Genomic DNA, 13,055 nt, shown 5'->3' with positions numbered 1-13,055 from the left:
GTTGCAATGCTGCAAAGATCGGAATCCGGATTCAAGGACATCGAAAGCATGCAAGATTCCAACGCGGACAAGCCTTCCCGGACCTGGACCAGCTCTCTGCGGTCGCTGCTCGGTCTCGTGATGGTTGCTATGCTCATCGTCGTGTCCGCGACGCTGGTGGGACTTGACTACCACCGCGCACGCAGCGCTTCGATCGCCGATGCCGAAGACAATATGGACGCCTTCGTCGGCCGCCTGGTCGATCGGCTCGGCGCTCTTTCCGGGGACACCTCCGCGCTCGTCAGTCTCGTCGCATCCGTCGCCAATGCCTTTCTCGTGCCGCCGCCCGAACGCATGAACGACAAGGTGGCGGTGCTGCGCGAGGGCATCGCCCGCTCGCCGCACATCGACGGCGTCTATGTCGGTTATCCGAGCGGTGCGTTCTTTCATGTGGTCGATCTGGACTCGGCCGCCTGGCGCATGGCGCTCGACGCACCGCGGGGAGCGGCCATCGCCGTGCGCTCGATGGAGAGAGACGACCGGGGCAAGCCGTTCGACCGGATCCTGTTCCTCGACGCGAGCGGCCTGCAGTTCGCCGAACGCCGCGCTGCTTCCAACGGCTTCGACCCGAGGACGCGGCCCTGGTATCGCGCAGCCGTCAACGGCAAGGCACCGGTGGCGATCGGTCCCTATGAGATGGCCACGACAGGCAATCTCGGGATGACCATATCGCAAGCGCACCGCGGCAACCCGCAGATCGTCATCGGTGCCGATGTGGTGCTCGATACGATCACGGACTTCCTCTCCCGCGAGCGGCTGACGGACGAATCCGTCTCGTTCATTCTCGATGCGGTCGGACGGCCGATCATCCATTCCGACACCATGATGATGCGACGCATCATGGCATCGAAGGGTAGGGACCAACCGGTGGCCACGCCGCAGGAGGATGGACTGATCGAGAGCATCCGGCGCAACCCGCCACCGGCCGGGAAGGCAACTCTCGTCGAAGTCGGAAACCGCACCTATCTCGTCACGGTGGCACCGCTCGAATCGGCATTGCTTCTGTCCGGGCACCGGGTGGTCGTCGCCGCCCCGCTCGACGAGCTGCTGGCGGCCGCAAACGAGACCCTCGTTCAGGGACTTGCCGTCTCCGGCGCCGTGGTGGTGGTCGCCGTTCTCCTGGCCCTCGTGCTTGCGCATCTGATCACGAAGTCGCTCAACCAGCTCACCGACAGCGCCAACCGCCTGCAGGACCTGGATTTTGCCACTCCTATCGACGTTTCATCGCATGTGGCGGAAATCTCGACGCTCAACGGCGCAATGAACAGAGCTCGCGACGCGATCTTCACCTTCGCGCTCTACGTCCCGAAGGAACTGGTGCGCAAGGGCATCGAATCCGGCCATTTCGGCGGCCGCGCCGCATGGCGGCAGGAAGTGACGGCGATGTTCACCGACATCTACGACTTCACCACCATCAGCGAGGGCCGTTCGCCGGAAGAAGTGGTCGCGATGCTCTCGGAGTATTTCGATCTGTTCAGCGAGGTCGTCGCCGCCCACGACGGAACCATCATCCAGTTCCATGGAGACTCGGTCTTCGCCATGTGGAACGCGCCGGTCGCCGATACCAGGCATGCCGAGCATGCCTGTCGCTGCGCACTCGCGGTCGAGGAGAGGCTCCAGGCCTTCAATTCCGCGCAACGCGCCAAGGGATTGCCGGAGTTCCGCACGCGCTTCGGCATCCACACCGGAACGGCCGTCGTCGGCAGCGTCGGCGCCAGGGAACGGCTGCAATATACGGCGATGGGCGACACGGTGAACGTCGCCTCCCGGCTCGAGGGCATGAACAAGGATTACGGCACGAGCGTTCTTGCAAGCGGCGCGGTGGTCGCCCAATGCAAGGACATGGTGAAGTTCCGCCCCCTCGGCACCGCCAAGGCAAAGGGCCGTTCGACGGCCCTCGACATTTACGAAGTCGTGGGCGTCGTCCGTACGGTTGACACTACCGAGGCCGGAACGGCCGCCTGAGGAAAGGCGGATGCCGCAGCAAGCGGCGGCCCCGGCGAATTCGCTTCGGAACTCTGAAAGCAAAAAAGCCCGGAAACCGGGCTTTTTTTGACTTCCGAACCGCAAAAGCGGTTACTGGAAAAAGGAATGGTGCCCAGAAGAGGACTCGAACCTCCACACCCTTTCGAGTACCAGCACCTGAAGCTGGCGCGTCTACCAATTCCGCCATCTGGGCGACGGACCGGCATGTAAAAGGCCGTGACCGAAGTGTCAACAGGCATTTTGAAGTTTTCGTCTCGCATCGCGAAAAAGCGCGGTAAAGCGCGTCCGGGTCCTCGATGATAGGGCAAGAATTCCAGTGACATGGGGGCCGGAGAGGCGCATTCTAGAGCAACGGCGGAGGAGCGGAATCCGGAACGCGCCCGCGTCGACACGTGGAGCGCACGCCCACGAATAAACATGCGGCGCCAAACGTCTACTGCATGTTTCGTCCGTCGACCCGATCGACGCCAAAGCATGCAGCAACCTGAAGAGTTACAGCGAACTTTGCGCGTCTGATAAGTCGCGCCGCGCTGAAAGGAGCAGGGACAAAAACCGGAAAGCAACGGCTTTCGGAAAGTGAGGAGAAGATGACGAAATTTCGGAATTTCGTTGTGAGCTGCGCACTCGCCGCCGTCTCCGCGGTTCCCCCTGTAACGTCCGTTCAGGCCATGCCGCGCCCGGCGCTCGACATTGCGATCAAAGCGCCGGCCGGCATCGAGAATGCCACGCATCGCGGCCGTTACGGGTGGCGCGGCGGCTATTCTCGCCGCGGTTATTACGGAGGGTCCGGCTTCTATCCGGGCTGGAGCCCCTATTACCGACGGTCCGGGATCAGCTTCTATTTCGGTCCCAGCTACCGCTACCGGCCGTATTACGGGAACCGCTATTACTACGGACCGCGCTACTATGGCCCCGGCTATTACAGCTATCCCGGGCCTGGATATTACGGCTATCGCTCCTATAGACCACGCTACTATGGCGGCGGCTATGTCCGGAGCGGCGGCAACAGCCATGTCGGCTGGTGCCTGTCGCGCTATCGGTCCTATAACCCGGCCACCAACCGGTACCTGACCTATGGCGGGGTTTATCGGGTGTGCTATTCGCCCTATCGGTAGGGGAGCGTCCCCTTTTCATCGAGTTCCGCGCGTTCGATTCGACGCGCGGCGCTCCCGTCGGTCAGCGCTTTCTGACGATCCCGACGCGCGCCATGACTTCCTTCGGAATGCCGTAGCGGCGCACGGCATCGCGGCTGTCGCGAAGGCCGCAGGTCTCGCGCTGGATGAGGAAGGCCCAAACCGCGTCGGCTGCCTCGTCGAGCAGTCGCTCGCGTTCGGAAGGCGGGTGCCTGTTGCCGTCATAGGCATTCAGGGCGGCCATTGCCTTTTCGACCTTCAGGCCATTGCGCCCCAGAGCGTCGGCGCGCTCGGCCATCAGTTCGTATTCGAGAACGTTCACCCCGTTACCGGTGAGATCGAAACGGCGCAGCGATTGCGGCGGGCGAAATGTCATCGGCGGCTCCATCAAGCTCATGCCAAGATGGGCCGTGAATGAGCTTCCCGCAAGGGGCCGCGCAAGACTGCGGCGTGGCACCACGTCATCGTCATGGTTAACACTCCCTAAACTCGTTTGGCCTAAGCATTTCAATGTTTCATGGAAACACTGAAATGCTCTAACCCTTTGGTCCAACGCACTTCCGGTCGGAAAACCGTTAGATACTTTTCCCGGAAGTGCTCTAGGCTTGCGGATCATGCCCGAACTGCCCGCCTTCATCGCCATCAGGACAGCCGTCGGAACTGCCGAGGAGACGACGCAGGGCCTGCGCCGCTCGCTGCCGGCGACGGAGCGTAGCGAGGCGATCCGGAAGATCGTCGATGCGCTGACCCGCCATCTCTCCGGCAGGGAGGTCCTATCCAAGGACGCGCTGGTGAAGTTGGTCGAAGACCTGGCGCTCATCCTCAAATTTCCACCCCTGCCGCAGGAGACCGGACGCGCCTTCATTCGGCGGTTGACCGGCTTCATCGAGGCATTGCCATTGCCGGAACGCCAGCTTCTGGAGAAGCAGCTGGCAGCGCGCAACCTTGCGCAACGCGTCGCCGTCGCGGCGGCGATAACGGCCGACCGCCGGGGCGCGATGCCGCCCGATCGGAGCCCGCTCCGCAGCCTGCCCCTGCCGGCACACGTCCCGCCGGCGCTTCCGGGCGCCAAGGCACCGGTCCCGGGCGACCTCGCGCTCCTGCAAGCGATGCTCAGGAAGACCTACGGCGCCGATACGGAAAGCGTCCGGATCGAGACGACATCCGCAGGCGCGGCTATCGAAGCGGCGCATGAGGAGGCTCCGGCCGGGCCGCAACGTTCGCCGAAGACGCCCACGAACGCTCCAGCAGCGCCGCGAGGTGCGGAAGGTGCAGCGAGAGATGCTTCGGCAAGCCCGCTTGAGAACGAGATGGCGGAAACACCGGCCATGACGCCGGAAGGCTCCGATAAGCAGCTCCCGGATAGCGAAGCGGATTCGGCGCAACCATCGGCGCTACGCCCCAGTCAGGCGGAGGACCTGAACGGGAGTGCGCGCGCAGTGCTGAAGGATGCGAAACCTGCGACAGCCGAGAACATGGCTGCACCCGAGGACAAGGCTGCAGCCGCAGAGGCCGGCGCTGAAAAACTCCCTGGCGGCGAAGTCTCGGAGGGCACCGACGGCCCGTCGCGCTCCGCGAGGGACGACGACAGGCCACGCGTGCGGATGCCAAGTGCCGCGCGCATGGCGCAACCGCCGGCGGAGGCCTTGAGAACGATCATACGCGACAGCCTTGCGTTGCCGGAGACGATCAAGAGCTGGCAACCTCGGGATACGGGAGACACAGGACCGGCCGTGCCCCTGACGCCGAAGAACGAGACGCCGGCGCGGCCACGGGAGACCACCGGCGCGATCAGAAGCGCAGCAGCCGCCGGCGAACCGCCGGTGGATATCGCACCCGACGCCGAAACGGGCGCACCGCTTCGCGACCAGCCTCCTCCTCAGGCAGAGCGTCGGACCGGCGAGGACGCTATGGCGCCGCAGGGCTTCGCCCGGGTCCCCGAAAGCGGACTTCCGCGCGAAATGTTTCCCTTCGCCCTGGTTCCCTACCCGCCGGCCGAAGAAAGCGATGCCGACGAGGTGAACCGGCGCAAGCGGGAAAGCGAGAGCGAGCCGGAGAAAGACGCAAGGGACGACGAGGGAGAAACGGAAAGCGACGACCGGCAGCAGGGACATGGCGCCGGCGGCGAAGGGGATCAGATCGAAGAGCGACCGGCAGCCGACGCCTATGACCTCTACCGAAAGCTCGGCGGCCTGGCTTAGATCAAGATGTCTTCAGGTCGGGTCGACCTAAGGCCTGTTGAGATTCGGGCACCTGCCGCCGCTTGTTTGATTCCCTCATTCCTGTGCTCGTCACAGGGATGAGAGCAGCGCCGCGTCTGCGGCGCGGGAAGCGTTCTTTCAGCCCAAGGACTTGGTCTGGCTGGATTCCTGTGACGAGCACAGGAATGAGGGACCGGGATGTGCGGCTACTACAACTTCCGTTGCGAATATGGGATTGGTCAAACCTGTCACGCAATGAAAGGTTACGTCTACATTCTCGCGTCCAAACGAAGCGGGACGTCGTATACGGGCGTGCCCCGGGGCCTGCCGCGCCGCCTAACTATCTTATCTTCACGGTTTATGAAGCGCGCCGAGGGACCGCACCCTCTCCGCCCTCATTCCTGTGCTCGTCACAGGAATCCAGCAGCGCCGCGTCTGCGGCGCGGGAGAGCCTTTCCAGCCCAAGGACTTGGTCTGGCTGGATTCCTGTGACGAGCCAGGAATGAGGATCAAACAAGCGGCGGCGGGTGACCCGAATCTCAACAGGCCGTAGAGCACAAAGTGTAACGGTTTTTCCCACTGCGCCGCGCGTCTCATAAGACGCGCAGAGGTCGCGGTAGCCCACAAAAAAGCCCGCGGAGATCGCTCTCCGCGGGCTTATCATTTCAAGTCCGTCAACGATTACTCGTTGTTCTGGCGGTTCTTGAGCGCAGCGCCCAGAATGTCGCCGAGCGAAGCACCCGAGTCGGAAGAGCCGAACTGAGCGACGGCTTCCTTCTCTTCCGCGATTTCCAGAGCCTTGATCGACAGCTGGATCTTGCGGTCCTTCTTGGAGAAGTTGGTGACCCGCGCGTCGACGGTCTGGCCGACCGAGAAACGCTCCGGACGCTGTTCGTCGCGATCGCGCGAGAGGTCGGCGCGACGGATGAAGGCGGTGACGTCCTCGTGGTTGACGAGCCGCACTTCGATGCCGCCATCGTTGACGCCGATGACTTCTGCCGAAACGACGGCGTTCTTGCGCAGTTCGCCGGAAGCGGCAGCTTCACCGACCGCATCGCGGCCGAGCTGCTTGATGCCGAGCGAGATGCGCTCCTTGTCGACGTCCACGTCGAGAACGACAGCACGAACGACGTCGCCCTTGTTGAACTCTTCGATGACCTGTTCGCCCGGACGGTTCCAGTCGAGGTCGGAGAGGTGGACCATGCCGTCGACATCGCCATCGAGGCCGATGAACAGACCGAATTCGGTCTTGTTCTTGACTTCGCCTTCGACTTCCGTGCCAGCCGGATGGCTATGCGCGAAGGCCTGCCACGGGTTCTCGAGCGTCTGCTTGAGGCCGAGCGAGATGCGGCGCTTGGTCGGGTCGACTTCGAGAACGACCACGTCGACTTCCTGGCTCGTGGACAGGATCTTGCCGGGGTGAACGTTCTTCTTCGTCCAGGACATTTCGGAGATGTGTATCAGGCCTTCGATGCCCGGCTCCAGCTCGACGAAGGCACCGTAGTCGGTGATGTTCGTGACGGTACCGGAGATCTTCTTGCCGACCGGATACTTCGCACCGATGCCGTCCCACGGATCGGACTCGAGCTGCTTCATGCCGAGCGAGATGCGGTGGGTTTCCTGGTTGATGCGGATGATCTGAACCTTGACCTGCTGGCCGATGTTCAGGATTTCCGACGGATGGTTGACGCGGCGCCACGCCATGTCGGTGACGTGCAGCAGGCCATCGATGCCGCCGAGGTCGACGAACGCACCGTAATCGGTGATGTTCTTGACGACACCCTCGACAACCTGGCCTTCCTCGAGGTTCTGAACGATTTCAGAACGCTGCTCGGCGCGGGACTCTTCGAGAACCGTGCGGCGCGAAACGACGATGTTGCCGCGGCGCTTGTCCATCTTGAGGATTTCGAAGGGCTGCGGGTTGTGCATCAGCGGCGTCACGTCGCGGATCGGACGGATGTCGACCTGCGAACGCGGCAGGAAGGCTACGGCGCCGTCGAGATCGACGGTGAAGCCGCCCTTGACCTGGTTGAATATGATGCCTTCGACGCGTTCGCCGGCTTCAAACTTGACTTCCAGGCGCTGCCAGCTCTCTTCGCGGCGGGCCTTCTCGCGCGAAAGGACTGCTTCGCCGAGTGCGTTTTCAATGCGCTCGACATAGACTTCGACTTCGTCGCCGACCTTCAGCGTGCCGTCCTTGGCCTTGGCGCCGAATTCCTTCAGCGGTACGCGGCCTTCGACCTTGAGGCCGACGTCGACGATTGCGACGTCTTTTTCGATCGCCGTGACGATGCCCTTGGCGACATAGCCTTCGGCGAGGTCCGTCTTGGCGAAGGACTCTTCCAGAAGCGCTGCGAAATCATCACGGGTGGGGTTGGTTGCAGACATATAATCTCCTGCTGCGTCTCCTGCCGGAAACGCATGTGCGCCGGGGGTTGGTGTTAGACAGGCCTGAACCCAGTCCGCTCCTGTCATGGAGCAATCCGGCGCGTGGACGGAATTTCAGGCTATTTTCAAGAAGGAGACCGGCTGGGCCGGATCAGGCCTTCTTCAAATCTTCTCTTTCAGGGCGGCGTCGACCAGCGTCTTCGCCGCCTGGAATGCCGCCTCTATACTCATTTCGGAAGTATCAAGCAAGTGCGCGTCCTCGGCAGGTCTCAAAGGACTGTCGGCACGGCCCATGTCGCGCTCGTCGCGCTTCTTCACGTCCTCGAAAACCGCGGCGTAGTCAGCCTTTCCGCCGCCGGCGATGATCTCGTCATGGCGCCGTTTCGCCCGCACTTCGGGGGAAGCGGTCACGTAGAGCTTCACCGCCGCATCAGGGCAGACGACCGTGCCGATGTCGCGCCCGTCGAGGACGGTACCCGGCTCCTTGCGCGCGAAGGCCCGCTGCGCCTCGACCAGTGCCCGGCGCACGGCCGGCATGACGGCGATCTTCGACGCCGCCTCGCCGATCGAATGCTCCGAAAGCACGGCGCGATCGAGCCCGGAAAGGTCCACCTCGCGCGCCATCGTCTCGGCCACCGCCTCGTCGCCGAGCGGCAGTCCGGCATCCATGAGCGCCTTGGCGGTGGCGCGATAGGTGAGCCCCGTGTCGAGATGGTGGAAGCCGTATTGCTCGGCGATCCGGCGCGAGAGCGTTCCCTTGCCGGCGGCCGCAGGCCCATCGATGGCGATTACGAAGGTCATCAGGCTGCCTTGTTCTCTGCCTCTTCGATTTTCGCGCCCAGTCCGGTCATCAGGCCCATGAATTCGGGGAAGGACGTCGCGATCATCGTCGCATCGTCGACCGTCACCGGATGCTCCGAGGCAAGTCCCATGACAAGGAAGCTCATGGCGATGCGGTGGTCGAGATGGGTCTTCACCTGGCCGCCCGCGATAATGCCCAGGCCCTTGCCGCCCGGCCGGCCGCGCACGACCAGCGAGGCCTCGCCCTCGTCGCAATCCACCCCGTTGAGCTTCAGGCCGTCCGCAACGGCGGACAGGCGGTCGGACTCCTTGACGCGGAGCTCTTCCAGCCCGTTCATCACGGTTGCGCCCTCGGCGAAGGCGGCGGCGACCGCGAGCACCGGATATTCGTCGATCATCGACGGGGCGCGCTCCTCCGGCACGGTGACGCCCTTCAGCTCCGAATAGCACACGCGCAGATCGGCGACATCCTCGCCGCCGGCAAGCCGCTTGTTCATGACTTCGATATTGGCGCCCATCTCCTGCAGCGTCAGGATGAGGCCGGTACGGGTCGGGTTCATCAGCACGTTGAGGATGGTGATGTCCGAGCCCGGAACGATGAGCGCCGCCACCAGCGGAAAGGCTGTGGAGGACGGATCGCCCGGCACGTCGATCACCTGGCCCGTCAGCTTGCCGCGGCCCTCGAGGCGGATGGTGCGCACACCTTCGGCATCGGTCTCGACCGTCAGCTTGGCACCGAAGCCCTGCAGCATCTTTTCCGTATGGTCGCGGGTCATCACCGGCTCGACGACGGTCGTGATTCCGGGCGTGTTGAGGCCGGCGAGCAGCACGGCGGATTTCACCTGGGCAGACGCCATCGGCACGCGATAGGTAATCGGGTTCGGCGTCTTCGGCCCGCGCAGGGTCACCGGCAGCCGGTCGCCCTCCGCCGACTTCACCTGAACGCCCATTTCGCGGAGCGGATCGAGCACGCGGCCCATCGGGCGCTTGGTCAGCGAGGCATCGCCGATGAAAGTGGAATCGAAATCATAGACGCCGACAAGGCCCATCGTCAGCCGGCAGCCGGTGCCGGCATTGCCGAAGTCGAGCGGCGCCTCCGGCGCGAGCAGCGCGCCGTTCCCGACACCGTCGATGATCCAGGTGTCGCCCTCCTTGCGGATCCGGGCGCCCATCGCCTGCATGGCCTTGCCGGTATTGATCACGTCTTCGCCTTCGAGGAGACCGGTGATGCGCGTCTCGCCCGCGGCAAGGCCGCCGAACATGAAGGAGCGGTGCGAGATCGACTTGTCGCCCGGAATGCGCAAAGTGCCCTTGAGGTCGGAAGACTTGCGTGCGGTGGCGGGCCGCGGGTTCGAGCCGTGAGACATCGTGGTTTTCCTCTGACAATCCGGCTGACGGCTGGCGCGGAAGGTGGTGCTTTCCGGCGCGTTGGTGGCGGACCGCCGGTCTCGGCCGGCTCCCTAACACAATGCGCGAAAAGGGTCATCCTCCTGCTGTGAAGAAAATGACGGCCGGAGCTCGCGGAAGTTTATCTTTGACAGAACTCGCCAAGATGATTATGGGGACCGGCTAATCATCATAAGCTTGATACGTTTCTAACCGCCGGCTTTCCGGCAAGAGCCGGCTCGCCGGCCATTCAAGAGGCTTTGACTGTGGCAAAACCGGAACTTGGAACAAAGCGCATCGACCCGGAAACGGGGCGCAAATTCTACGATCTGAACCGTGATCCGATCGTCTCCCCCTACACGGGCAAGTCCTATCCGCTGTCCTTCTTCGAGGAAACCTCCGTCGCCAAGGTGCTCGAGAAGGAAGAAGAGGAAGACGTCAAGGAAGTCGATACCGAGAACACGGAAGTCGAACTCGTCTCGCTCGAGGAAGCGGACGACGAAGCCTCGGGTGGCGACGATCTGCCGGATCTCGGCGACGACGATGTCGAGATCGAGGGTGACGACGACGACACCTTCCTCCAGACCGACGACGAAGACGATGACGACGACATGAGCGACATCATCGGCGTTTCCGACGAGGACGACGACGTCTGAACAGACTGGCGGCGCGGGCGGATCAGCGCCCGCATGCCTGCACGCAAGCGTTTCGAAAGGCGCACGAAACCGCCCTATCCGTCGAACGCGATCGGCATCGAAGCATCCGGCCGGAACCAAAAATAATTCGTCCCGGCCCTCACTTTTCGGCTTGCCATCTGCACCTAGCAGAAGTAATAAGCCGCCACTCGCCGGGCGCAACGCGCCTCGCGATCTTCCCGGACCGGCAAAGCCGGACCCTGATGGGGCTATAGCTCAGCTGGGAGAGCGCTTGCATGGCATGCAAGAGGTCAGCGGTTCGATCCCGCTTAGCTCCACCAAAATCTTTTCGATCCCCGACGTAAAGAATTCAGCCGCTTGAACGCTGCCTCGCAATTCGCGCCGTAGAAAAGCCTTGCCGTGCAGCAACCGGCGAGGCGCACCGGGCTATCGTCCTGTACTGTGGACGCCGATAGACGCGGCGCCGTCATTCATGAAATCTTTACCGGCCGAGGCCGAAGAACGATCTGCCCATGTTTCTCGTCTCGAAAATCTTCTGGCTCGCAGCCCAGCCGCTGTCCCTCGCCTTCCTCGCCCTCTTCGCCGGCGTGCTGCTTATGCTTGGCCGTTTCCGCCGCAGCGGCGGTACTTTGAGCGCCTTCGGGCTCGCCGTCCTCTTCGTCACTCTCTTCACCACCGCCGGCTCCTATTTCCTGCAGATCCTCGAGGACCGGTTTCCCCGCCCCGCGACGGAGCCCACGGAGCTTGCCTGCATCATCGTGCTCGGCGGCGCCTTCGAGAATGTGGTGATGGCGAGCCGCGGCGGCATGGAGCTGAACCAGGCGGCCGAGCGCTTCGTCGAAACCTTGAGGCTCGCGCGGGCCTATCCGCAGGCCCGCATCCTTGTCTCGGGCGGAGACGGGTCGCTCAGCGGCATCTACGAGGGCGACGCGCATGCCTCGCAGAAATTCTTCGGGAGCTTCGGCATCGGTTCCGACCGGCTGATCCGCGAGGGAGAATCGCGGACGACATTCGAAAACGCACGCTATACCAGGGATTTGCTGGCCAGGAACGGGCTTGAGCGTTGTGCGCTCGTGACCTCCGCCTACCACATGCCGCGCTCGATCGGCCTCTTTCGCGCAAACGGCATGGAAGTCACGCCCTGGCCGACGGATTATCGCACGAGCGGCAAGGTGCGGCTCGGCTTCGATTTCACCCAGCCCTCGCTCAACGCCCAATTGGCGACGACGGCCGCCAAGGAGTGGACAGGGCTCGTTGCCTATTATCTCCTCGGCCGGACTGAGACGCTGCTGCCGCGGTAGCCTACCGCATATTTTCTTTAATAGGTTACGATTAGAGGAGACTTGCAGCCAAGCGGAGCAGCCATGCCGATCCTCGAATTCCTCGACTATGCGGGCGTCGCAATCTTTGCGGCGACCGGCGCGCTGTCGGCCTCCCGCAAGCAGCTCGACATCATCGGCTATCTGTTTCTCGCTTCCGCGACGGGCATTGGCGGCGGTACCATCCGCGACCTCGTTCTCGGCGCGACGCCGGTGTTCTGGGTGGTGAACCCTAATTTCATCATCGTCTGCGCGGCGGTGGCGGTGGCCGTCTTCCTCACGTCCCATTTGCTCGAATCGCGCTACCGGATGCTCGTATGGCTCGACGCGCTCGGCCTCTCGGCCTATTGCGTGATGGGCGCGGCAAAGGGGCTGGCGGCGACCGGCTCGCCTATCGTCGCCCTGGTCACGGGCGCCCTGACGGCGACCTTCGGCGGGGTTCTGCGTGATCTTCTGGCCGGCGAGCCCTCTGTCCTCCTGAGACCGGAGATCTACGTCAGCGCCGCCCTCATCGGCGCCGGCGCCTTCGTCCTGGCCAGCCTGGTCGGATTGCCGCTCGTCGCAGCGTCCGCACTCGGCGTCGTCACGGCCTTCGCCGTGCGGGGCGGCGCGCTTCGATACGGCTGGACGCTGCCGACGGGCAAGGCCGGTCCCGGACGCGACCCGAAGGACGTGATGTGACGAGCCTTCGTGGCGCGAGAGCGACGACGCTCAGCGCTCGCTCTTGTGACGCAGCCGGATTACCACGTCGACATGGGAGATTTCCATGCCTTCCGGCGGTTCGGGGAGATTGTCGATCTGAATATTGCTCACCGGAATGTCGAGGACTTCGTTTTCGCCCTCGATGAAGAAATGGTGATGATCCGAGACATTCGTATCGAAATAGGTCCTGGCGCTCTCGACGGCGAGGACGCGGATCATGCCGGCTTCGGTGAACTGGTGGAGCGTGTTGTAGACGGTCGCGAGCGAAACGGGAACGCCGGCCGTGACGGCCTCTTCATGGAGTTCCTCCACCGTCAGGTGACGGTCGCCCTTGGCGAAGATCAGATCGGCAAGCGCAACGCGCTGGCGCGTCGGGCGCAAGCCCGAACTGCGCAGCCTCTCCTGTGAGGACATGTGCGTTGCTTTCGTCATCGACAGCCGTTC

11 protein-coding genes, 2 tRNA genes and 1 pseudogene are annotated in these 13,055 nt (G+C 63.4%); 8 read left to right on the top strand and 6 right to left on the bottom strand.

Features of this window, described 5'->3' with window-relative positions; translation table 11 throughout:
* Nucleotides 1-6: 6 nt before the first annotated feature.
* A complete protein-coding gene (gene cya1 / locus ACTJKL_RS08470; protein WP_440852682.1) occupies nucleotides 7-2,004 on the top strand; it encodes an adenylate cyclase Cya1 in 1,998 nt (665 codons plus the stop codon).
* Nucleotides 2,005-2,131: 127 nt separating this feature from the next.
* Here cya1 and ACTJKL_RS08465 read toward each other — a convergent pair.
* Nucleotides 2,132-2,218 (bottom strand) — tRNA-Leu (locus ACTJKL_RS08465).
* Nucleotides 2,219-2,612: 394 nt separating this feature from the next.
* Between ACTJKL_RS08465 and ACTJKL_RS08460 the strand changes: the two genes are divergently transcribed.
* A complete protein-coding gene (locus ACTJKL_RS08460) occupies nucleotides 2,613-3,140 on the top strand; it encodes a BA14K family protein (protein WP_100669853.1) in 528 nt (175 codons plus the stop codon).
* 61 nt (nucleotides 3,141-3,201) lie between these two features.
* On the opposite strand, the gene ACTJKL_RS08455 is transcribed toward ACTJKL_RS08460, so the two are convergent.
* Nucleotides 3,202-3,534, bottom strand: a complete 333-nt coding sequence (locus ACTJKL_RS08455; RefSeq protein WP_026168498.1) for a DUF6665 family protein — start codon at nucleotides 3,532-3,534, stop codon at nucleotides 3,202-3,204.
* Nucleotides 3,535-3,772: 238 nt separating this feature from the next.
* On the opposite strand from ACTJKL_RS08455, the gene ACTJKL_RS08450 reads away from it, so the two are divergent.
* Nucleotides 3,773-5,359, top strand: coding sequence for a hypothetical protein (locus ACTJKL_RS08450; RefSeq protein ID WP_440852681.1), 1,587 nt, complete (start codon nucleotides 3,773-3,775; stop codon nucleotides 5,357-5,359).
* 255 nt (nucleotides 5,360-5,614) lie between these two features.
* Nucleotides 5,615-5,698 (top strand): annotated as a pseudogene (locus ACTJKL_RS08445) (GIY-YIG nuclease family protein); the annotation flags it as partial.
* A gap of 342 nt (nucleotides 5,699-6,040) precedes the next feature.
* On the opposite strand, the gene rpsA reads toward ACTJKL_RS08445, so the two are convergent.
* From rpsA to aroA, 3 genes are all read right to left on the bottom strand, one after another.
* Nucleotides 6,041-7,747, bottom strand: a complete 1,707-nt coding sequence (gene rpsA / locus ACTJKL_RS08440) for a 30S ribosomal protein S1 (RefSeq protein WP_003534399.1) — start codon at nucleotides 7,745-7,747, stop codon at nucleotides 6,041-6,043.
* 162 nt (nucleotides 7,748-7,909) lie between these two features.
* Complete coding sequence (cmk, locus tag ACTJKL_RS08435) at nucleotides 7,910-8,548, bottom strand: (d)CMP kinase (protein ID WP_018093873.1); 639 nt, start codon at nucleotides 8,546-8,548, stop codon at nucleotides 7,910-7,912.
* Nucleotides 8,548-9,915 (bottom strand): 3-phosphoshikimate 1-carboxyvinyltransferase, encoded by a 1,368-nt coding sequence (gene aroA, locus ACTJKL_RS08430; RefSeq protein WP_440852680.1) that lies wholly within the window; start codon nucleotides 9,913-9,915, stop codon nucleotides 8,548-8,550. Before aroA ends, cmk begins: the two co-directional genes overlap by 1 nt.
* Nucleotides 9,916-10,200: 285 nt before the next feature.
* On the opposite strand from aroA, the gene ACTJKL_RS08425 reads away from it, so the two are divergent.
* The 4 genes from ACTJKL_RS08425 (at nucleotide 10,201) to ACTJKL_RS08410 (ending at nucleotide 12,590) form a co-directional block, all read left to right on the top strand.
* The gene (locus tag ACTJKL_RS08425; RefSeq protein ID WP_003534381.1) at nucleotides 10,201-10,590 is read left to right on the top strand and encodes a TIGR02300 family protein; all 390 of its coding nucleotides are present in this window, start codon (nucleotides 10,201-10,203) and stop codon (nucleotides 10,588-10,590) included.
* 244 nt (nucleotides 10,591-10,834) lie between these two features.
* Nucleotides 10,835-10,910: transfer RNA gene (locus ACTJKL_RS08420), tRNA-Ala, on the top strand.
* A gap of 192 nt (nucleotides 10,911-11,102) precedes the next feature.
* Nucleotides 11,103-11,891, top strand: coding sequence for a YdcF family protein (locus tag ACTJKL_RS08415; RefSeq protein WP_440852679.1), 789 nt, complete (start codon nucleotides 11,103-11,105; stop codon nucleotides 11,889-11,891).
* A gap of 63 nt (nucleotides 11,892-11,954) precedes the next feature.
* The gene (locus ACTJKL_RS08410) at nucleotides 11,955-12,590 is read left to right on the top strand and encodes a trimeric intracellular cation channel family protein (RefSeq protein ID WP_018093870.1); all 636 of its coding nucleotides are present in this window, start codon (nucleotides 11,955-11,957) and stop codon (nucleotides 12,588-12,590) included.
* Between the two features lie 30 nt (nucleotides 12,591-12,620).
* Here the strand turns inward: ACTJKL_RS08410 and irrA are convergent, their stop codons facing one another.
* The gene (gene irrA, locus ACTJKL_RS08405; RefSeq protein WP_018093869.1) at nucleotides 12,621-13,043 is read right to left on the bottom strand and encodes an iron response transcriptional regulator IrrA; all 423 of its coding nucleotides are present in this window, start codon (nucleotides 13,041-13,043) and stop codon (nucleotides 12,621-12,623) included.
* Nucleotides 13,044-13,055: the final 12 nt, after the last annotated feature.

The organism is Sinorhizobium sp. 22678 (assembly GCF_052044265.1).
Classification (GTDB): domain Bacteria; phylum Pseudomonadota; class Alphaproteobacteria; order Rhizobiales; family Rhizobiaceae; genus Sinorhizobium; species Sinorhizobium meliloti_A.
This window is presented reverse-complemented; position numbering and strand designations above follow the sequence as displayed.

Excerpts from the sequence above, each read along its gene's own strand:
- irrA (WP_018093869.1), bottom strand. The coding sequence starts at position 13,043 with ATGACGAAAGCAACGCACATGTCCTCACAGGAGAGGCTGCGCAGTTCG.
- cmk (WP_018093873.1), bottom strand. The coding sequence starts at position 8,548 with ATGACCTTCGTAATCGCCATCGATGGGCCTGCGGCCGCCGGCAAGGGA.
- ACTJKL_RS08460 (WP_100669853.1), top strand. The coding sequence starts at position 2,613 with ATGACGAAATTTCGGAATTTCGTTGTGAGCTGCGCACTCGCCGCCGTC.
- rpsA (WP_003534399.1), bottom strand. The coding sequence starts at position 7,747 with ATGTCTGCAACCAACCCCACCCGTGATGATTTCGCAGCGCTTCTGGAA.
- ACTJKL_RS08450 (WP_440852681.1), top strand. The coding sequence starts at position 3,773 with ATGCCCGAACTGCCCGCCTTCATCGCCATCAGGACAGCCGTCGGAACT.
- aroA (WP_440852680.1), bottom strand. The coding sequence starts at position 9,915 with ATGTCTCACGGCTCGAACCCGCGGCCCGCCACCGCACGCAAGTCTTCC.
- ACTJKL_RS08455 (WP_026168498.1), bottom strand. The coding sequence starts at position 3,534 with ATGACATTTCGCCCGCCGCAATCGCTGCGCCGTTTCGATCTCACCGGT.
- cya1 (WP_440852682.1), top strand. The coding sequence starts at position 7 with ATGCTGCAAAGATCGGAATCCGGATTCAAGGACATCGAAAGCATGCAA.
- ACTJKL_RS08415 (WP_440852679.1), top strand. The coding sequence starts at position 11,103 with ATGTTTCTCGTCTCGAAAATCTTCTGGCTCGCAGCCCAGCCGCTGTCC.
- ACTJKL_RS08410 (WP_018093870.1), top strand. The coding sequence starts at position 11,955 with ATGCCGATCCTCGAATTCCTCGACTATGCGGGCGTCGCAATCTTTGCG.